We start from the raw sequence: 21221 nt of genomic DNA on the forward strand, positions 1-21221 counted from the left end.
AGGCTTATATGAACTCTTTACTTAAAAATAGCCATTATATGATGGCTGAATTACGTTGGATTTATCCCCATCTGGAACGTATCGATCTGCAATTACAACATTACTATTATCAGAATAGAGACAAATATGATTCTTTACCGGAGAGTTTTTTACTTGATGAAAATAAAATAGAGGAATATCTGATACAACCGCAAGGCTTTCCTCATTGGTTATTTGAGGAGAGTGATATTGTTGGTCATCCGAAAACCGAAGAATATTTTGTTTCTGATGCATTATCTCTATTAGTTGAGCGTTTTGAACTGACAGAGTTTGAGCGCGATGTCTTATTGCTTGGTTTATTACCCCATTTTGACAGCCGTTATCATGCATTATTTTCTGCTTTGCACGGTAATAGTAAAAAACAGTGGCCTAGTTTTTCTTTAGCAATTGAATTATTTAGTCAACGTCAAAATGATTGGCAATTACTGAAAAACAGTTTATTACCACAAACACCATTAATCAGTAACCAATTATTACGGCTTAATAACCACGAAGAACCTATTTGGTTACAAACGCAATTTTTAACTCATAGCACTGTCTGGCATTTTTTATCAGGACAACAGATAATTTTACCGCCCCTAATAATTTGTGCTTATTGGCATTCTCCTGTTTCTCACCTTTGGTATCCACCAACTCTTTATCATTCACTTGAAAAGATATTATTGAATGAAACTGATGAGGTTCGCCCTTTGGTGATACTTAGAGGAAAACAGGGCAGTGCCAGAGAATTAGCGGTCGGCAATATTATGGCGTTTCACAGAATCAGTACTTTAACCCTGGATGTAGCTCGATTACCAGCGGAAGAGAATTCAACTGTAATAGCTAATTTGCTGGCAGATGCCGTGAGAGAAGCACGGTTACATAATGCTTGTTTATTAATTCGTAATTTTTCTTTATTTATAGATGAAAAGAAAATATTGAATAACCTATTATTCGTTTTGCTGAATCAACCAAAGTTACGGGTAGTTTGTTTGGTAGAACCGGGAGATACATTAATATGGATTAAACATCTGCCAATAGTGCAAATTGAGATGCCGGTAGCTACACTGGTGGATAAAGAATCTATGTTGAGAGAATGCTTACCGGATAATATCGTTCAGAAAGTTAATATTGTTCAATTGTGCCAGCGTTTTTCATTTACCGCAGAGACCTTGCCGTTAATTCTTAAAGAAGCTTATCAATATCAAATATTACGACAACCGGAAGGTCAATTAGAAGAAATAGATTTACGTAAAGCATTAAGTTTCCGCGCTCAACAGAGTTTAGGTAAACTGGCTCGCCGGATAACACCAAAACGTAATTTTAATGATTTGGTGGTTTCAGGTGAATTAGCTCAACAATTGAAAGAGATTATTGCGGCGATTAATTACCGTGATCAGATTTTGGATACGGGTTTTCAGGAAAAAATAGGCTATGGTAGCGGTATTAGTGTACTGTTTTACGGTGAATCGGGGACGGGTAAAACGATGGCCGCAGAAGTGATTGCCGGGCATCTTGGTGTTGATTTGATTAAAGTCGATCTTTCTACGGTTGTGAATAAATATATTGGTGAAACGGAAAAAAATATTGCTCGTATTTTTGATTTGGCTGAGATGGATTCTGGGGTACTATTTTTTGATGAAGCTGATGCATTGTTTGGCAAGCGCAGTGAAACCAAAGATGCTCAGGACAGACATGCCAATATTGAAGTTTCTTATCTATTACAACGGCTGGAAGATTATCCGGGATTGGTGATTTTAGCCACTAATAATCGTAGCCATTTGGATAGCGCTTTTAATCGTCGTTTTACCTTTATTACTCATTTTACTTATCCTGATGAAGAGCTACGTAAAAAAATGTGGCAAACTATCTGGCCTGAACAACTGAAATTATCCGACGAAATTGATTTTGCACATTTGGCTAAACGAGCTGATTTGACTGGGGCTAATATCAGAAATATTGCCTTATTGGCATCAATATTAGCCGCAGACAATAATAGTGAAAAAATTGAGAATCAATATATAGAGCGGGCCATTATTCTAGAATTAAATAAGAGTGGCAGACTGGTCTTTTAAATACTTATCAAATTTGGAGTCGATATGAAAGATATCATTGAGCCTAATAATGCTATTATCGAAGTTAATAACGCATTAAAAGATATTCTATCTCGATATTTAAATAATGTTGATATTCGTTTTGATTTACCAGATATAGATTCAATTCCATCTAAACCGACAATAAGTGTATTTCTTTATGATGTACATGAAGATTTACAATTACGCTCTGCTGAACCAAAGCGTTATAATCCTGTGACTAATTTATTGTTACCGGGATGGGTAAATATTAATTATAATTATTTAATTACTTACTGGCATTCGAATAAACCATCAGTTGATGGCTGTAGCCCGGATAGCCAACCTGATAATCAGGCGGCAAAAATAATGACATCTGTTTTGAATGCATTGATTAATCATCGTCAATTACCTAAAATTCCTAGTGCTTATACTAGAGTTATCCCACCACAGGAAAATTTAAATAGCTTAGGTAATTTTTGGCAGGCGCTTGGTAATCGTCCACGTCTTTCTTTATTATATTCCATTACCGCACCGGTAAAACTTCAAGATATTACTAATACAATAGAGCCAGTTATGGAAATTTCTCATTCTGTGGACCAAAAATTGAATCCGGTTAGATCACAAATAAGTCAGGCGTTATTAGAAAAATTATGTACTGATTTGGGGGATACAGAACATGTGCGTTTTGCGCTGGCTAAAGTGAAGTTAACGATTAAACTGGACATATCTGTCACAGGCAATAATGATAATCAAGAAAATGAAAAAATTATTCTTGAGGTTTCGGGTGTTACTTGCTTAACTTATTTCCCTAAGATAAAAGAGATTCTTTCAACATGGGTAAAAAGTCATAAAGCGGTTGCTAAGGTAAATGGTATAGGTATTATTGTTGCTAAAGAAAATTCTGATGCATTAATTGGGGTGAAAAAACCATCATCTAATTAATTACTCATAATAAAATGACAAGTTAGAGAAAATAACGATATTTTTATTGATGGTTTTATATAAAAAAATCTTGTTGTTTGTGATATTTTAATCTATATATTACTTACTTATGAATCTTGGATAATAATATTATGCCAATCAGCAACTTTGCGAAAAAATTTGAAACTAGCACCAAAAAGGATAAAACACTTGAAAATATAACAACGGGTGATCATCTGGAAATAGCACCTTCAATCTGCTTGTCGGAGTCCAAGGATATATCAAAACTAAAAAAGCATAATCTGAGTTCTGTAGAATTGATAAATGGTATTATTGCATTACATAATGATCCAAAAGGAAATAAATTACTCTGGAATGATAATTGGCAAAATAAAATCGTTGATAGAGATTTGGCAGCTATATTTAAGGCGATTGATGAAACTGTTTCTGAATTAGGTGGTATTGAAATCTATCAAGAAATCGTTGGGATAAATCCTTATGATCCTACTGAGCCAGTTTGCGGTTTATCTGCCCAAAATATATTTAAATTAATGACTGAGGGGGAACATGCTGTTGATCCAGTAAAAACGGCCCAGGTAGGAAAAATAGATGGCAATGAATTTGCTGAAAGAGTTGATCAGCTCAGTGGTGCAAAAAATTATGTTGCATTGGTTAATGATCATCGACTTGGGCATATGTTTTTAATTGATATTCCATCCAATGATCAGGAAACAGTGGGATATATCTATCAGTCAGATTTGGGAGAGGGGGCATTACCGCCTCTTAAAATAGCAGATTGGTTAAGTGCTAGAGGAAAAGATCCCGTTACTCTTAATAAATTAAAGAAATTATTAAGTCATGAATTTAATCTATTATCTGCAAATGAACAACAGGAACTTATTGCCGAAATTTTTGATATACATAAAGAGATATCTGATGTTGGATTAGATAAAATTAAGAAAGATAAACGGATTGATATCTATTTAACAGAGTATAATATTAATGACTTTTATGAAAATATTGAAAAATTAAAAGCTAAATTTGATAGTTTATAATATAGCATTTGGTAAGCCAGAATGAGATCTATTATTTTAATAATTGTACTAAAAACGTTAGAATAATAATTCAGGCAAATATAAATTTTAAATATAATAAAATTAACCAGCATAGAGAGCCTATAAATGTTAAAACATGCTAATCCTCAAACAGTACCCACACAACGTACTAAAAATAGTGTTATGCAATCGCCATTATCAAGTTCTTCTGGTGGACATCTTGAACTTTCAAATAATGAGAGTGAGCCTAGGCCAGGTTATAAAAGCAGGAGAACTAAAAAGTTGAAGCAATTTCTTGCAGATAGAAGCCTTAATAAAGGGCATATTTCCCCGTTGAAGAATAAGGGGTTATTGGTAGGGAGTGAGGATGCACCAATTAACGTACCCGTTGTGGCTCATCGTCATGACAGCAACCGGGAGCTTGCACAGGCAATACCTTTGAGAAATAGTGTTTCCCGTCAGGAAAATCCTTTTCATGATGTTGTTATGGGATTTCGTGGTGATCAGGCTACATCTTTCGAATCGGGTACCGGCGTGATCGGAGTGCATTGGGGCAAAAACACGTTGGATTCCAATATTACTGGTATTAACGTGGTAAATGGCGCATCGGGAACTGTAGGAATAAGAATTGCTTTGAAGGATATTCAACATGGGCAGCCGGTTGTTGTTACGTCTGGAGGGTTGAGCGGTTGTACCATGATATATGCCGTGAAAGATGACTATTTTTTTGCTTATCATACAGGGCAGAAGCCTGGTGATAATGAATGGAAAACAGGCCGGCAGGGGGTTGTTACTACTTATGAGAGCCATAAAGCACTTTCGCCGGACAGCGAGCCGATGATGGTTGGTGAACAGAATAACGATCTGGTGAATATATTTGCAAAGTATGATCAGAGTGTCATTACCTATATGGGTAAACCGGGCGTTGTGATTGATAATACGGCAGAAAATGTTGGTGTTTTTAACTATGACGAAAAGAAGCTTGAAAAACCTGCTATTAGGGCTGGTTATAGTTATGCGCTGCTGGCCAGGGATGATAAAGGAAAGATGAATGTTAAAGTGTTGTCGGAAGATGCTATGGTTTCATCCGGCAAGAAAGGCAATACTATTGAGGTCATTAATTCACTCAAAAAACGGTTGTTATAGTTAATATATACCCTATGGATTTCAAGATGCATCGCGACGGCAAGGGAGTGAATCCCCGGGAGCATAGATAACGATGTGACCGGGGTGAGCGAGTGCAGCCAACAAAGAGGCAACTTGAAAGATGACGGGTATAAATCTGACGCTAAATGGTTTGAATAACACTATATTCATTTATGATCATCGATTTGAACATATATCTATGTCTAAATGCCAATAATATTTGGATTTATATGTTATTTATTCCTAATGTATTTATTATAAAAAATTATAAGGTGATAGTATGGGACGTGAATATAGTGAAAAAGAAAAGAAAAAAACTTCAATGCCGTTGGGGAATTCTATTGATCAGCATGAAATAGATAATAATCCGTTAGGATCAGGATTGGATCTAAATCAGATGATGAATAATACTCCTAGGGTAGCGAAAGATAATTACAGTGAAGAAAATGGCGATCTGTTTTATGGCCTTGCCGCTAAAAGGGGAAAGTATATAAGAGATGTTAATCCTAATTTTGATTCAAAGAATCCTGACAGTACGCCAATGATTATAGATTTTTATAATAACGAAGTATCTAGAGTTATTTTAAAAGACACCACGATATTACCTAAAAAATCAGAAGATTTGGTGAAAAATCCTAAAAAATATGCAAGGAATATTAAGGTTAAAGACAGTTTACAGAAAGATATTATTGAAGAACAAAAAGGAAGATATCCTTTATGGAATGATTATTTTAAAATAGGAGGTGAAAATAAGAAATTTAATATGTATAAAATATTTAAAGAAATAACTAGTAAGTATAATTCTGACTATTATCATGTTTGTTATAACAAAACATGGCTTACCTTTGAACCTAGATTACTTTGGAAAAGAGGAAGCAAGCTTGGTATAGAAATGGCAGCCCGTAATGGGAGAACAAAAATACACTTTGTTCTTGATGGCCTGAATATCGAACAGGTTGTTAATAAAACAAAAGGTTCTACTCCTCTGGAGGCTGGGCCAGGCGAGTCAGTTACCGCGTCTGAATTGCGTTATGCTTATCGCAATAGAGAGAGATTGGCGGGAAGAATTCATTTTTATCGGGATGGTAAGGAAGTTATTGCGCCGTGGGACGAAAATCCAACGTTATGGCAGAATTATATTCCTCAGGGTAGTAATCGAAATATAGCTACTCAGAGAAATGGAGGAGCAATGTCTAGATTAATAGCATTACCGAGACGAATTTTTTCACCCTTAACAGGAAGACGTTGATAATAATTTCAGGTATCCAATTTCAATCATTATAGAGAGTTTAAAAATGTTCAAAAATGATATACGTGAAAAAACAGCTAAACTTGGCAAAGGTAAAACTGAGGATGAAAGGTTATTGGATGCATTACATTTGGAACTTCCTGATGCAAAAGCAGTTATGTCGGCTTATCAAAAACAGATTCCTGAATTTGATGGTTTTAGTAAAAAAACGCAATTAATCCTTAGCTCTTCAAGGGAATTTGGACAATTGAAACCAGCGAAGCAGCATAATTTCTCAAAACCGGGTTTAAAATCGAATGGTGTCTATGATGGAAAATTTCTTTATGCAAAGAAATCCTTGGAGAATTTCGCTGCTCATGCTGGATACGAGTATAATGGTCATTATGACGATGAATTTGTCAACTTTAAGGATAATAATAGAAATTTAGCCGATGGAAAATTATTCCCGGGTATTAACCTGATTAAATGTCCGAAATTATCGATAGTGAAAGATAAAGGAGAATGGAAAATACAACAAAGTGATGAGGCCGAAGCTTATAAGATTATTGATATTGAGTCCTTTATTTCAGGGATAAGAGATATGTATGGTAGGGTAAATACACCTTTACATCCAGTAATAGAATCTTTGATCAGCAATCATATTATCAACAACGACCGTATATTACCGACGATGGCGGGTATTGCTGGTTTGCATGCAGAGGTACAGGCGCTGAATAATTTATTGATTTTAGAAGATAAAAAGGCAGGGAAAATTATTGGAAGTCGGAAAATAAGCGAATATATACGGGATATGCTGAAATCATCTATTTTCACTCAGCGATTAACAACTAAACAAGCTGGAGATAATTTTGCTGCTTGCCATAATTGTTCGGGGATATTGTCATCACCCGTCAATGTCGTTACTGGTAAGGTAACAAGTGCGGGAAGTGATTTTTCATCAACATTATCTCGATATAAAACACCGCAAGAATCTCCAATATAAAATAGTATTCTTTTTTATGCCTGAGTATTTAACCTCTCAGGCATTTTACTTACTTCTTATGAGTGCTTGACGGTGCAATCAAAATACCGAAATTACCTCCGGTAGAAGCCCGGCTGCATCGTGAAATTAACGGGGAAGTGAAAATCGCACTGCAACAGGCAAGTATTACGCCTCAATACTCTGCGCGGATCTGGCGATGTCCTTGTTGTGGTGTCGAACATGATCGTGATATCAACGTCGCTCCAGCGCAAGGGCATACTGGAATTACAGGCGGCGGGACTCGTCGTTTCTGCCCACGGAGGCCAGCGTAAATCCGTTGCATCGACGGTTGTGGCCTGAGAAGTGGGAAGTCTCGCCGTTTTTTACTGCGGGGAGCAGTCACCCTCCCACTTATAAGGAGGCTAAATGATAGTTTTGCTAATGATTTGGTATTTATAACACTAGATCCAAGATGATGACGCCACACAAGCCAATCGCCCATGCAATAGTGGTTGGTATTGACCAAACGATCATCTGTTGTTTGGCATCTTTGATTCCCATCATGCGGTTAACGACCCAGAATAGGCTGTCATTAAAATAACCGAAGAATAACGAACCCATCGTTGCTGCTTGTGCGGCAACCAACATGTTGATCCCCGGAATTTGACTAATAATTGGTGCAGAAATAGAAGCAGCGGTAATCATTGCCACAGTGCCGGAACCTTGAATTAAGCGAACCAGTGTTGCGATGATAAATGGAATCAGCACCGGTGTTAGGGGGAGATTGGCTATATATTGCGCCAGAATGGCGCCGGTACCACTTTCACGCAATACCGCGCCTAACGCACCGCCTGCTCCTGTCACTAATAAAATAATACCGGCAGCCTGTAAACCTTCTTCCAGACGGTCAATGACTTCATGTTTATTGGCTTTTGGCATCAAGGTATAAACCGCCAATAATACACTAATGGCTAAGGCAATAACTGGTGCACCAAGGAAATCGAATGTCTGAAAATAGAAGTTGTTTTCTTGTCCAGTAAAAGTTTCAGTGTTTAATAACAGGCCATTAATGGCTTTAATGAAGATCAAAACAATAGGGACAATAATCGGCAACAGGGAAAGAAATAGACTCGGTAGTGGTTTGTTCGCTTTTTCTTCTATATAGCGTTGATGAATTGTTTGTAGATCTTGAGCTTCTTCGGCTTCATCAATGGGTTGAAATTCAGGATATTTTACTGCTAACCATTTGGCATAAAATACAATGCCAATAACGCAAGGTACCGCCAGAACCATACCGGTTAACATCATGGCGCCGACATCGACACCGAAAATACCAGCAACTCCCAGTGGCCCCGGTGTTGGCGGAACAGTGTGGTGGGTAACAACCAATCCGCCGGCTAGGGCCACGCCAAGCGTTAGAAGATGACGTTTTCCCTTTTTTGCGAGAGCCTTTGCCAGTGGATAGAGAATAACAAAGGCAGAGTCGACGAAAATTGGGATACTGACGATATAACCGGTGATCGCTAATGCCCATTCTTCGCGTTTTTTACCTAACCATTTGATAAAACTGTAGGCTATCTGTTCCGCGGCGCCGGAAACTTCCAGCACCCGTCCCATCATGACCCCCAGACCGATAACAATCCCGATACTGCCCAGTGTGGAGCCAAAACCTTTAGTCATAACATCAATGGTATTTGCTGCGGTTAAGCCACCCGTGAGCCCGGCAATCGCCGCTGCGATGAGCATTGCTAATAAAGCATGAACACGGGTACGTAGTACCAGAAAGATCAACGTAAATACGGCAATACCCAGACCAATGACCGGAATGTAGCGTTCCATAATTAGCCTCCAGCTTGGGACAGGTTATTGGAGATAAAAGCACGGATTGCATCACTGAAAGTATTATCAACATGAAAACCCAGTGATAAGCCACGGTTGATATCGAAGTGACCCGGCCAACTGGCAACAATACGGTTAATGTTTTCGTCTGGTTCAAAGCGGATGAGATCCACCGCTTTCTGCCCGGCAATCTCGGCCAGTGCATCAATCATGTTCTGAACTGTGACGCTAATACCCGGTAAATTAACGGTGCGGGAAAGACCAAATTTTTCTGCCGGAATTTGAGCTGCATGTATAAAGTTGCGGATCACGGTTTCAGGGCTGGAAAGCCATAAAGTAAGATCGCGGGAAACTGGGCAGATACTGCTTTCTCCGTGCAGAGGTTCACGGATAATGCCACTGGCAAAAGAGGAGGCTGCTTTGTTTGGTTTACCTGGGCGGATACTGATTGTCGGTAGACGAAGTACCCGGCCATCAACATATCCTTTGCGGGAATAGTCGTTAATTATCAATTCACACATGGCTTTCTGTGCGCCATAGGATGATTGAGGATTAACCGCACACTGATCCGTAATGGTTGATGGTAATTCTCCACCAAATACGGCTAGGGAACTGGTGAAGATAAATTTCAATTTTGGATTTTTAGCCCGTGCAACGTTTAATAAGTTGCGAGTAACATCAAAGTTAACTTGCAAGCCGAGATCAAAATCGCTTTCAGCGTGACTACTGACAATGGCGGCGAGATGGAATAACACCGCACTGTTTTCATCGATCAGCTTTTCCGCAGCTCCTGATTGAGTTAAATCCAGCGCCAGACACTGAACGCGGGGATCATTAACGGGTGAAACAGGACATTGAATATCGGTCAATATGAGTTGGTCGAAATTTAATGTTTGATTGTTGTTTAGTAAAGCGCTGGCTAGTTGCTGACCCAGAAAACCTGCGCCACCAGTGATTATCACTTTCATTGTAACTCTCCTTGTTTAATAGCTTTGGGCTATTTGCTTATAGGGTATAGTAGGGTTCTTATCCTTTATACGCTGACGGTATGTAATATCAGATTATGTTCTCGTAATTGTTGCTGCACTTTCGGCGGAAGCTGGCTATCACAGACAATATCATCCAAACTCGAAAGCGGGCAGACCCGAAACATGCCGTATTTGCCATATTTACTGCTATCAGACACCAAAACACGTCGGCGGGCGATTTCCAATACTGCTTGTTTGACTAAAACTTTTTCTTCATGCGGCGTGGAGACACCATGCTCCAGATCCCATGAGCTGGTGCTAATAAAGGCAATATCCACATTTAAGTTGCGAAGCAACATAGCGGCGATAGGGCCAACACAGGAATGATTTCTCTTATCTACCTGCCCCCCGGTATGGAACAGATTTAATTGGGGTTTGTTCATCAGATATTGGGTAATGGAAAAATCGTTCGTGATGATAGTGAGGTTAAAACGCTCAGCTAGGACTCTGGCAATTTCAAACGTGGTGGTGCCAGCATCAAGATAGACCACTTGTCCATCTTCAACCATAGATACGGCGTATTGACCAATTTCCCGCTTATGACGATGATTAAGCTGGGCTTTTTCATTCCAAGGCAATTCCTGACGTAAAACATCACTAAGTTGCACACCGCCACTGACACTAACGACTTTTCCTTCTTCCTCCAGAGTGCGGATATCCCGCCGTACTGTCATATGTGAGACGTTCATCAGTTTAACCAGTGCGCTGATAGAAATTGTCTGATATTCATGTACATAGCGATAAATAAAGTCTCTACGCTCTGATGGAAGCATATCTTCTCCTGATTATTTCTGTGCTTTGGTCAACCAATCCAGACCATCTTCGGTGTAACCAGCGGGGTGATATTCACAGCCCAACCACCCTTGATAGCCCATTTCATCCAGTTTGTTAAATAGCCACGGATAGTTCACTTCGCCGCTATCGGGTTCGTGGCGTTCAGGCACGGAGGCAATCTGGATGTGACTGAATTTTCCCCATAGACGCTCGATGGTGCGTAGCAAATCTCCTTCCATGATCTGGCAGTGATAAAGATCCAACTGGATAAAAACATTTTGACGGTCAATTTCTTTGAGTAATGTTTCAGCCTGATGTTGAGTTGTTAAAAAGTAACCCGGCATATCACGAGTATTAATTGGTTCAATTAATACGTTGATGTTATGTTCTGCCATGACATCAGCGGCATATCGAATGTTTTTGATATAACACTCACGTTGTTGTTCTGGTGTGAATTGTTCATGCAATTTCCCGGCCATAGCATGAACTTGCTTGCAATTCAGAGCCAGTGCATATTTCAGAGCTATTTGTGTACCTTCAACAAATTCTTTTTCACGGCCAGGCATAGAGGCTATTCCTCTTTCTCCTGCCGCCCAGTTTCCGGCGGGCATGTTGAATAGAGCTTGTGTTAATTGATGCTGTTTTAATAGGGCAGCAAGCTCTTCCGCTGCGACTTCATAAGGAAACAGATATTCAATGCCTTTAAATCCAGCTTTGGCTGCACGGGCAAACCGTTCTGTGAAAGGTACATCATTGAACATCATGCTCAAGTTTGCCGCGAATTTAGCCATGACGAATTCCTTGTTTGTTCACTCAGTTTTTGGGTAACGAGTTTCAAGTTCTTGTACTTGCTCTTTATTTAATGTCGTGAAGCCGTGTGGCAATAAGGTTAAATAGAGCCGTGCGGTATCTTCCAATTCCTCTGCGTTGAAAAAAGCTTGCCGTAAAGTTTTGCCGCCGACAACAGGTCCGTGGTTTGAGAGGAGGATTGCGTTGTGTTTTGCGGCCAGCTTCGCAATTTCTTCACCGATTCTTTCATCTCCTGGTGGCAGATATTTGACCAGAGGCAGTTTTCCGACCCGCATTACATAGTAGGGCGTAATGGGTGGTAGACAGTTACTTTTGTCCAGATTGGGTAGGCAGGAAAGAGCGGTTAACCAAGGGGAATGTAGATGGACCACCGCATGGCATTCGGGACGGTTGCGGTACATTGCCAAATGCATGGAAACTTCTTTTGTGGGTTTGTCACCGGATAGCCAATCACCTTCTGCATCTAGCTTACTCAGGCGATCAGCTTGCAAGTCACCAAAACTGGAGTTGGTCGGCGTGATGATAATCGTGCCATCTTCCAGTTTGGCGCTGATGTTACCTGCACCGCCACTGCTATAACCCCGGTAGAACATTGAACGAGCCCATTCGACTAACTCTGACCTTAGTGCTTGCTCACTCATGAAACATCTCCTGTACATGCAGGAAGAAATCGATATTGCCGAAGTTACCTGATTTCAATGCCAGCCAATAATTGTGTTGTCGATCGTGTACCCAAGGTACGCCAGGCGCAATAGGTGCGCCGATACTGAGTTGTTGAATGTCCAGACTTTGTACTATTTTACCGGCAGTTTCGCCGCCTGCGATAATAAAGGTATTGAATCCTAGCTGACACAGGTTTTTTACAACGCGGGCGAAGGTGTTTTCTATTGCTTCACTGGCAATAGCCGCACCATATTGCTGTTGGGTTTTCTGTAATGTTTCTGGGGATTGAGTGGCGTATAGCATGGGAGCCAGATGGTTTTCTGATTGCAGAATAACCCACGCAACCAGTTTTTCGGCATATTGTGGATCATTGATACATGAATCAATATTCAAGGATTGAGCAGGGGCCAGTTTCTGGTACAGGGCAACTTGTTTGTTGGTCATGACAGAACAACTGCCAGATAGGATCACAGTGCGTCTATTCTCGGCGGGTGGTGTTGCTCCTTCTGGTTGGCATGGCATCAATGGCTTACCAGTGTCTATGCTGGCAAGAGCAGCGCCAAGACCGGAACCACCAGTGATTAATTTCAGTTCTGATGCCGCTCTGGCAATAGGCAGTAGATCATTCATGGAGAGGGTGTCTGTTATTGCGTAGCGTATGTTTTGTTGTTGTAAATGATTTAGTCTCACGCGGATTGCTTGTTCTCCCTGGTGTACACATGCCAGATCCACCAAACCTGCTTTCCCTTGAGCTTGTTGTTCCATTAAGCGTAGCAGATTGGCATCTGCCATTGGTGTCACGGGATGGTGCTGCATACCGCTTTCATTAAGTAGTTGACCGTTGACAAATAGATGCCCATGTACAACTGTTCGCCCGTTAACGGGAAGGGCAGGGGAGATTAGCGTGATGTCTGTTTGTAGTTCATCCATCAGGGCATCAGTGACCGGCCCAATATTGCCTTTGCTGGTAGAGTCAAAAGTTGAGCAGTATTTGAAGAATATTTGTTGACAACCTGTTTTATGACGTAACCAGCGGCAGGATTTCACCGCGTTATTCACGGCTTCGACTATCGGGCAGGAACGGCTTTTCAGGCTGATAACGATAGCATCAATATCCTGTGGAATGGCGGTATTTTCATCAGGTGTATCCAATAGCTGGACAACTCGCCAACCACTTTGTGCCATAAAACCGGCTATATCGGTTGCGCCGGTAAAGTCATCAGCGATAACGCCCAATTTAATGGTCATTATTTTTTCTCCGGCAAAGTGATACCTTTAAATGTTTTGATAATCGCGCTGTCATCCCATTGGCCAAAACCTTCATTACTGGCAGCAAGGAACATTTGATGTGCAGTGGCTGATAATGGTAATGGGAATTTCAGATCCTTACCTGTTTCTAATGCTAATCCCAGATCTTTGACAAAAATGTCTACGGAAGATTTGGCGGTGTAATCCCCTGCCAGAATGTGGGGAACGCGGTTTTCAAACATCCAAGAGTTACCAGCCGCGTGGGTTACAATGTCGTACATCAGCTCCAGGGAAATGCCAGCTTTGGCTGCCAATGCCATACTTTCAGCCGCGGCAGCAATATGTATACCGGCAAGTAATTGATGGATTGTTTTGACGGTAGAGCCTTGACCAATTTCATTTCCAACATGGTAGAGACGTTCGGTGGTGGCATCAAATACGGGTTTTAGTTGTTCAAATAATGCGGGTTCACCGGAGGCCATAACGGTGAGTTGGCCTTGTTCAGCTTTTAGTGCGCCACCTGAAATAGGTGCGTCCAGCATGTTTAGATTGTATTGGCTAAGACGATGGGCAAAATCTTTAGCCTGTTCTGCGGCAACGGTACTGTGAAGCACAATGATCGTACCGGCTCTTAACTGGTTGACTAACGGTGTTTCGCCTTCAAACAGTATGCTTTCTATTTGAGCACCATTGACGACAACAAGTAAGATAGCATCCAGCTCTGATGCCCAATTTGCAGCGTTGTTTGTCGCCGTTTTAGCGCCTGCTTGTAGTAGTTGGTCACAGGCTTTTTGGTTTAAATCAAATCCATATGTGGGAATACCCGCGCGTATTAACGCACGGGCAATTCCCATGCCCATAGCCCCCAATCCTATAATTCCTATTTTTTGTATTGATTGGTTCATGATGGTTCCCTGGTGTTGTTGTTATAATTTGTTATTCTTTTATAATTATTTCACACATCATTTCACAAATATACGATGGTTATCACATTCGAAAGCTCGCTGCTTGAAGGTGATTTTTGTTTTAATTGATTGATTTATATGGTTTATTGTTGATTGTTGCAAAATGTTAAGCTTCACATAAAGATGTGATAAGAAATATCATTGTGGGTACATTAAGGGTTGGGTAAATGCTTTTCACTGAATTCTTTTAAAGATGTTAATTAGTCTCTGGAGCTGTTTAAGGATAGATAATTTAGGGGGATGTATAGGTAGGCTGCTTTTGGAGGAATTAAGGGGTATTGGATGTTAACTTAGGAACTTAGGTTTGTTTGCAAGGCCTGAAGGATATTTATGGTGGTGGGGGAAGGATGACTCGTCACTGCGTTCCTCGCCCTGCGGGCCAACGCGCCGCAAGCGTCGCATTGTTGTTTCGCTACGCTCAACTCGAACCTTAGCGAAGGTTCTCACCTTCCCCAAATGAGGAGTATGTTCTTATTGGGTTTGTTTTTGTAAGGCCTGAAGAATATTTATGGTGGTGGGGGAAGGATGACTCGTCACTGCGTTCCTCGCCCTGCGGGCCAACGCGCCGCAAGCGTCGCATTGTTGTTTCGCTACGCTCAACTCGAACCTTAGCGAAGGTTCTCACCTTCCCCCAAATGAGGAGTATGTTCTTATTGGGTTTGTTTTTGTAAGGCCTGAAGAATATTTATGGTGGTGGGGGAAGGATGACTCGTCACTGCGTTCCTCGCCCTGCGGGCCAACGCGCCGCAAGCGTCGCATTGTTGTTTCGCTACGCTCAACTCGAACCTTAGCGAAGGTTCTCACCTTCCCCCGAATGAGGAGTATGTTCTTATTGGGTTTGTTTTTGTAAGGCCTGAAGAATATTTATGGTGGTGGGGGAAGGATTCGAACCTTCGAAGTCTGTGACGGCAGATTTACAGTCTGCTCCCTTTGGCCGCTCGGGAACCCCACCAGATTTTGAGAAGTATCGCTGTTGCTTACAGCGGACGGAATCATATCAGATGAACCGCTGCTGTAAAGTAGATATTTAAAAATAAGTGACTATATGTTGATTTTCCACCCTTATTGATCTTGTTGTGAGCAAATAAGCGGTCTGTTTGTTGGTGGAGGGGGAAGGATGACTCGTCACTGCGTTCCTCGCCCTGCGGGCCAATGCGTCGCAAGCGCCGCATTGTTGTTTCGCTGTCCCAATTAATTCAGCTTTAAAGAATTACAGTACGGTTGCCGTAAACAAAAACCCGCTGAGCAAGAACCCAATATAAAGCATGACTCAGAACATTTTTTTCAACATCCCGGCCCGCTCTCATCATATCTTCAGCAGTGTATGTATGGTCTATGTTAATGACCTTCTGAGTAATAATTGGGCCTTCATCTAAGTTATTATTTACATAATGCGCTGTTGCTCCGATGATTTTTACCCCTCTCTCATAAGCTTGATGATAAGGACGCGCCCCGATAAATGCAGGTAAAAAGGAGTGGTGAATGTTAATAATCTGATTTGGATAATGCTGGACAAATTCTGGTGTCAGTACTCGCATGTATTTAGCTAATACCACGTAGTCAGGTTTGTATTGGTTAATTTGTGCAATCAGTTTTTCATCGTGTTGTTCACGGGTTAAACCCTCGTGACTGATTAAATGGAAAGGAATGCCAAATTGTTCAACCAATGATTGTAATGTTGCGTGGTTGCCGATAACCGCCGCAATTTCAACATCAAGCCCGTCATAAGCGCTTTTCATGAGCAAATCCCCAAGACAATGCGCTTCTTTTGTCACCATAATGACAATACGTCGACGCCCCGAACTATTTAATTCCCGTTGAGAGCCCACCGGCAGTGCATCATCTAAATCAGCAAGAAATGTCTCATCATTGAAAATTCCTTCAAGCTCAGTACGCATAAAAAAGCGGCCAGTACGATGATCGACGAATTCATTATTCTGAACTATATTCAGTTGGTGTTTGTAGCAAATATTAGTAATTTTGGCGATCAGTCCTTTGGCATCAGGGCAAATAGTGCGTAAAATTTTCTTTTGTATATGTTGGTGCTGCATGAATGGGATTATCCTTAAATATTTTGCGTTTTCTGTTTATGGGTCTTAACCACAACATTTTTTGTATTTTTTACCCGAACCACATGGGCAGGGGCTATTACGGCCAGTTTGAGGTTTTACGCCATCAATAGGTTTTACACCATCAATATAGTACCAACGCTGGTCTATACGAAGAAAACGTGAACGCTCATGAATAAGTTGCTTATCTTGGGATTTCTGATCAAGAAAGCAAGCTGAAAATTCAACATAGGCTTCGTTATCATTTTCGCCTTTTTCAGTTGTAATGACATGTAGTCCGAGCCACTGGGTAACAATAAAACTTTGTTCTATATCTAAACGCCACTTTTCAGCCTGGCAGTCAGGATGCCAACTGGTAATTAGATAATCGGCGTTGTGCTTTACATAGGCACTGTATCGGGAACGCATCAGTGATTCGGCAGTTTGGGCAAATTTTATGTTTTGGAGATAAGGGGAACAGCAATCCGCAAAATCTATTCCACTACCACAAGGACATAGCTCTGTCAAAATAACTCCAATTGTAAAGGGTGAAATACCATTTTTATGGGTTTTCTATTGCAAAGAAACGTAAGAGAACAAATGATAGTCACTTAATTGAACTAATATGAGTGATAGTACCTAAGAAAAGGTGAAGGTCGCAATATTAAGGTAAGGGAGCGTATTTATGGAAAAGGCATTGGCAGGCAAAAAAATTCTGATTGTGGAGGATGAACCTGTTTTTTGTTCTTTGCTGGCAGGGTATTTGCGAACGTTGGGCGCTAAGGTATTAGTCGCATCTAATGGCGCTGTTGCACTACAGGTGCTAGGACGCGAAGCTCATGTTGAACTTATTTTATGTGATTTAGATATGCCGGTCATGAATGGCATTGAATTTATTGCGAAATTGACGAATGAGGGTATTAGCATTCCAGTTATTATTATTTCAGCAACTAACAAGATGGCCGAAATTGATGAAGTGCTTCGTTTGGGTGCAAAAGATGTTTTATTAAAACCAGTTTCAGATCTTAATGAGATAAAAAAATCGGTGTTGGCCTATTTACATCCTACGGTCTTTATGTCTGGTGCGATTGAACAGAATAACTTGAATAAAGATTGGTTAACCCTAAAGCATAATTCAGATGAAGCATTAAATATGCTTAAGCAGTTGCAACCCCCAGTTTCTCAAGTGATTGCCCACTGTAAAGTCAATTACCGAAAATTAAATATGATTGATAATCCAGGATTAATTCTCGATATGGCGGCGTTATCTGACAATGAATTAGCTTTTTATTGTCTAGATATTAGCCGTTCAAAAGAGTATGGTGTGATTTCAGCATTATTACTTAGAGTCATATTTAATAGTTTGTTACAAGAGCATATCATCCACCATTCCCGACGTTTACCCAATATGGAAGGCATTCTAAATAGAATTAATAAGTTACTGGAAGGTGCAGGGTTACAAGGGCAATTTCCATTGCTGCTTGGATATTATCATACAATCAATAAAACGGTTCTGCTCACTTCTGCGGGGTTACATGCCAGTATTAAGTCGGGTAATCGCCAAATCCAATTAGACAGTGGTGTTCCTCTTGGGACATTGAGAACGATTTGTTCGAACCAAGTTTGTTCTCATAGTGCTGAATGGCAATGTCGGATTTGGAATACAAATAGTCAAATAAATCTGATGCTTTCTTCAATGTATTTTGGGTGAATATTACCAAGGTGGAATTTTGTTTAAAATGGATTTTAAACATCAAGTCACGGTAATGTAATTAAGCAGAATGGTGATGTTTATCGAAGAGAATTAGCTGGTATACTCCGCCTATTATGCTTGGAAATCTATCTAATCAGGCTATTTTATTTGCCGCTCTTTAGTACAAAGAGCGGATTTAGCACTGCTCAGATAAAAGTGATAACTTTTTGAGTGGTCAGAAGGGTGAACGAAGCAGTGAACTTTTGTATGTATTGGTTCCTGCGTGCTGTTCGTGTGCGCGGTTTATTGACACAAAATAATCAGTAATAGTGATACCTTATTAAAGAATTGGCACTGATTTTGAGTTGAAGACGGATTTGTTTCAGCCAAAAAACATCGGGAGAAAGGTTAATGCCATCAGTAGAAAAACGATCAGTAGACAAACTATCAGTAGACAAAATAGTAAAGAAAGCCGTTATTCCAGTCGCAGGCTTGGGAACGAGGATGTTACCTGCTACGAAAGCAATTCCTAAAGAGATGTTACCTTTAGTAGATAAACCTCTTATTCAGTATGTTGTTAATGAATGTATTGCCGCTGGCATTAATGAAATTATCTTGGTGACTCATTCATCAAAAAATTCAATTGAAAATCATTTTGATACCAGTTTTGAGTTAGAAGCTATCCTTGAGAAAAGGGTGAAGCGTCAGTTATTGGACGAAGTTCAATCTATTTGCCCAAGTCATGTCACTATTATGCAAACTCGTCAGGGAATTGCTAAAGGATTAGGACATGCGGTGTTATGTGCCAAGCCTTTAATCGGTGATGAACCTTTTGCTGTGATACTGCCTGATGTTATTCTTGATGAATACAGTACAGATCTGACCAGATATAATCTGAGCGAGATGTTGGTTCGTTATAATGAAACGGGAGCCAGCCAGATATTAGTAGAACCTGTACCTCATGAAGATGTTTCCAGTTATGGTATTGTCGATTGCCAGGGAGAAAATCTGCAACCCGGCGACAGCAAGCTAATTAAGCGCGTAGTTGAAAAACCTCAACCTAAAGAAGCGCCGTCAAATCTTTCCATTGTTGGCCGTTATGTGTTGTCCGAGAAAATTTGGTCATTATTAGCAAAAACAGCGCCAGGTGCCGGTGATGAAATTCAACTCACTGATGCAATTGCCATGTTAATAGAAAGGGAGCCTGTGGAAGCCTATCATTTGCAGGGTGTAAGCCATGATTGCGGTAATAAGCTTGGTTATATGCAGGCGTTTGTCCAATATGGTATGAAACATCATGCTTTAGGCAAAGAGTTTACTGACTGGTTAGTGGCTTTGCAGGATCAAGCTAAAGAATAATCTTGTGGAAATTTTTAGGTATCATATGAAAGTTACAGTATTTGGTATTGGCTATGTTGGCCTGGTTCAGGCTACGGTTTTAGCTGAAGTAGGGCATGATGTCCTTTGCATTGATGTAGATGAAAATAAAGTTGAGAACCTGAAAAATGGTCAAGTCCCCATTTTTGAGCCTGGTTTAGCGCCACTGGTTAAGAAGAATTATGAAGAAGGCCGTCTGAATTTCAGCACTGATGCAAAAGCCGGTGTTGCTCACGGTAAGTTACAGTTTATTGCGGTAGGTACGCCTCCCGATGAAGATGGTTCAGCGGATTTGAAGTATGTCTCCGCCGTTGCCCGTACTATTGCGGAGTACATGGATAGCTATAAAGTTATTATTGATAAATCTACGGTTCCTGTTGGTACAGCAGATAAAGTTAATGCGGTTGTCAATGAGACTCTGCGTAAACGCAATATTGATATCCCATTTGATGTGGTTTCTAACCCGGAGTTTCTCAAAGAAGGGGCCGCTGTTGCAGATTGTATGCGCCCTGAGCGGATTATTATTGGGTGTGACAACGACAGAGTCGTTGACCTGATACGTGAGTTGTATGAGCCATTTAACCGTAATCATGATCGTATGATTGTGATGGATATCCGTAGTGCAGAACTGACTAAATATGCTGCTAACTGTATGTTGGCAACGAAAATCAGTTTTATGAATGAGATATCTAATTTAGCTGAGATGCTTGGCGCTGATATTGAGCATGTTCGTCAAGGAATGGGTTCTGATTCCCGTATTGGCTATCATTTTATCTATCCGGGCTGTGGTTATGGTGGCTCATGTTTTCCGAAAGATGTGCAGGCGTTAATTCGTACCGCAGAGCAAATTGGCTATCAACCCAAGATTCTTCTTGCTGTAGAACAAGTGAATGAGCTGCAAAAGAGTAAATTACCTTCTTTTGTCAAACGCCATTTCGGGGAGGATTTATCCGGTAAGATGTTTGCGGTCTGGGGATTATCGTTCAAACCGAATACCGATGATATGCGTGAAGCATCAAGCCGTGTTTTGATGAAAGCATTATGGCAGGCCGGAGCCAAAATACAGGCTTACGATCCTGAGGCGATGCAGGAAGCTCAGCGTATTTATGGTCAGCGTGATGATTTATTATTGATGGGGACTAAAGAAGCAGCGCTTAAGGGAGCCGATGCCTTGATCATTTGTACTGAATGGCAAAGTTTTCGTGCGCCAGATTTTGATGTCATCAAAGAGTCTCTCAAAACGCCGGTTATCTTTGATGGCCGGAATCTCTATGATCCTGAACGCCTGCAATCCCGAGGTTTTATTTATTATGGGATTGGTCGTGGTGCATCCATTAATCCGGTTATCTGA

The 21221-nt window shown here is 40.6% G+C and carries 18 protein-coding genes, 1 tRNA gene, 3 other RNA genes and 2 pseudogenes; 11 read left to right on the top strand and 13 right to left on the bottom strand.

The window, feature by feature from the left end; translation table 11 throughout:
• Positions 1-8 precede the first annotated feature (8 nt).
• The 8 genes and pseudogenes from AACQ83_RS00905 to AACQ83_RS00935 form a co-directional block, all read left to right on the top strand.
• A complete protein-coding gene (locus AACQ83_RS00905) occupies positions 9-2093 on the top strand; it encodes an ATP-binding protein (protein ID WP_112875846.1) in 2085 nt (694 codons plus the stop codon).
• 24 nt (positions 2094-2117) lie between these two features.
• Entirely contained in the window at positions 2118-3035 is a 918-nt protein-coding gene (locus AACQ83_RS00910) for a DUF4255 domain-containing protein (protein WP_112875847.1), read from the top strand.
• 131 nt (positions 3036-3166) lie between these two features.
• A complete protein-coding gene (locus tag AACQ83_RS00915; protein ID WP_240000665.1) occupies positions 3167-4069 on the top strand; it encodes a cycle-inhibiting factor in 903 nt (300 codons plus the stop codon).
• Positions 4070-4195: 126 nt separating this feature from the next.
• Positions 4196-5215: a cytotoxic necrotizing factor Rho-activating domain-containing protein gene (locus AACQ83_RS00920; protein ID WP_112875849.1), complete on the top strand. Its 1020-nt coding sequence runs from the start codon at positions 4196-4198 to the stop codon at positions 5213-5215.
• Between the two features lie 280 nt (positions 5216-5495).
• Entirely contained in the window at positions 5496-6464 is a 969-nt protein-coding gene (locus tag AACQ83_RS00925; protein WP_112875850.1) for a hypothetical protein, read from the top strand.
• 46 nt (positions 6465-6510) lie between these two features.
• Complete coding sequence (locus AACQ83_RS00930; protein WP_112875851.1) at positions 6511-7446, top strand: YwqJ-related putative deaminase; 936 nt, start codon at positions 6511-6513, stop codon at positions 7444-7446.
• A gap of 62 nt (positions 7447-7508) precedes the next feature.
• Positions 7509-7636: pseudogene (locus tag AACQ83_RS24495) on the top strand (RNA-guided endonuclease TnpB family protein); the annotation flags it as partial.
• A pseudogene (locus AACQ83_RS00935) lies at positions 7632-7785 on the top strand (RNA-guided endonuclease InsQ/TnpB family protein); the annotation flags it as partial. The pseudogenes AACQ83_RS24495 and AACQ83_RS00935, both read left to right, overlap by 5 nt.
• Positions 7786-7878: 93 nt before the next feature.
• On the opposite strand, the gene AACQ83_RS00940 reads toward AACQ83_RS00935, so the two are convergent.
• The 13 genes from AACQ83_RS00940 to AACQ83_RS01000 all read right to left on the bottom strand — a co-directional run bounded on the left by AACQ83_RS00940 (position 7879) and on the right by AACQ83_RS01000 (position 17328).
• Positions 7879-9264: a GntP family permease gene (locus tag AACQ83_RS00940; RefSeq protein WP_112875852.1), complete on the bottom strand. Its 1386-nt coding sequence runs from the start codon at positions 9262-9264 to the stop codon at positions 7879-7881.
• 2 nt (positions 9265-9266) lie between these two features.
• Complete coding sequence (gene denD / locus AACQ83_RS00945) at positions 9267-10232, bottom strand: D-erythronate dehydrogenase (RefSeq protein ID WP_112875853.1); 966 nt, start codon at positions 10230-10232, stop codon at positions 9267-9269.
• 65 nt (positions 10233-10297) lie between these two features.
• Positions 10298-11065 carry a DeoR/GlpR family DNA-binding transcription regulator gene (locus AACQ83_RS00950; RefSeq protein ID WP_112875854.1) on the bottom strand — a complete coding sequence of 256 codons (768 nt, stop codon included), beginning with the start codon at positions 11063-11065 and terminating at the stop codon, positions 10298-10300.
• Between the two features lie 12 nt (positions 11066-11077).
• Entirely contained in the window at positions 11078-11857 is a 780-nt protein-coding gene (gene otnI, locus AACQ83_RS00955; protein WP_112875855.1) for a 2-oxo-tetronate isomerase, read from the bottom strand.
• 18 nt (positions 11858-11875) lie between these two features.
• Positions 11876-12517, bottom strand: coding sequence for a 3-oxo-tetronate 4-phosphate decarboxylase (gene otnC / locus AACQ83_RS00960; RefSeq protein WP_112875856.1), 642 nt, complete (start codon positions 12515-12517; stop codon positions 11876-11878).
• Positions 12510-13787, bottom strand: a complete 1278-nt coding sequence (gene otnK / locus AACQ83_RS00965) for a 3-oxo-tetronate kinase (protein ID WP_112875857.1) — start codon at positions 13785-13787, stop codon at positions 12510-12512. Before otnK ends, otnC begins: the two co-directional genes overlap by 8 nt.
• A complete protein-coding gene (gene ltnD / locus AACQ83_RS00970; protein WP_112875858.1) occupies positions 13787-14692 on the bottom strand; it encodes an L-threonate dehydrogenase in 906 nt (301 codons plus the stop codon). Before ltnD ends, otnK begins: the two co-directional genes overlap by 1 nt.
• 391 nt (positions 14693-15083) lie before the next feature.
• A non-coding RNA gene (locus tag AACQ83_RS00975) (RtT sRNA) lies at positions 15084-15219 on the bottom strand.
• Between the two features lie 42 nt (positions 15220-15261).
• Positions 15262-15397: non-coding RNA, RtT sRNA (locus AACQ83_RS00980), on the bottom strand.
• Between the two features lie 43 nt (positions 15398-15440).
• Positions 15441-15576, bottom strand: a non-coding RNA gene (locus tag AACQ83_RS00985) — RtT sRNA.
• Positions 15577-15619: 43 nt separating this feature from the next.
• A tRNA-Tyr gene (locus tag AACQ83_RS00990) sits at positions 15620-15704 on the bottom strand.
• Positions 15705-15954: 250 nt separating this feature from the next.
• A complete protein-coding gene (gene purU, locus AACQ83_RS00995; RefSeq protein WP_112875859.1) occupies positions 15955-16803 on the bottom strand; it encodes a formyltetrahydrofolate deformylase in 849 nt (282 codons plus the stop codon).
• Positions 16804-16848: 45 nt separating this feature from the next.
• Complete coding sequence (locus AACQ83_RS01000) at positions 16849-17328, bottom strand: YchJ family protein (protein WP_112875860.1); 480 nt, start codon at positions 17326-17328, stop codon at positions 16849-16851.
• A 157-nt stretch (positions 17329-17485) separates the two neighbouring features.
• Between AACQ83_RS01000 and rssB the strand changes: the two genes are divergently transcribed.
• The 3 genes from rssB to AACQ83_RS01015 all read left to right on the top strand — a co-directional run bounded on the left by rssB (position 17486) and on the right by AACQ83_RS01015 (position 21221).
• Positions 17486-18511 carry a two-component system response regulator RssB gene (rssB, locus tag AACQ83_RS01005; RefSeq protein ID WP_112875861.1) on the top strand — a complete coding sequence of 342 codons (1026 nt, stop codon included), beginning with the start codon at positions 17486-17488 and terminating at the stop codon, positions 18509-18511.
• A 393-nt stretch (positions 18512-18904) separates the two neighbouring features.
• A complete protein-coding gene (gene galU / locus AACQ83_RS01010; RefSeq protein ID WP_112875862.1) occupies positions 18905-19852 on the top strand; it encodes a UTP--glucose-1-phosphate uridylyltransferase GalU in 948 nt (315 codons plus the stop codon).
• Positions 19853-19877: 25 nt separating this feature from the next.
• The gene (locus tag AACQ83_RS01015) at positions 19878-21221 is read left to right on the top strand and encodes a UDP-glucose dehydrogenase family protein (RefSeq protein WP_112875863.1); all 1344 of its coding nucleotides are present in this window, start codon (positions 19878-19880) and stop codon (positions 21219-21221) included.

This window comes from Photorhabdus sp. S10-54 (genome assembly GCF_963878145.1).
GTDB classification, from domain to species: Bacteria; Pseudomonadota; Gammaproteobacteria; order Enterobacterales; family Enterobacteriaceae; genus Photorhabdus; species Photorhabdus kayaii.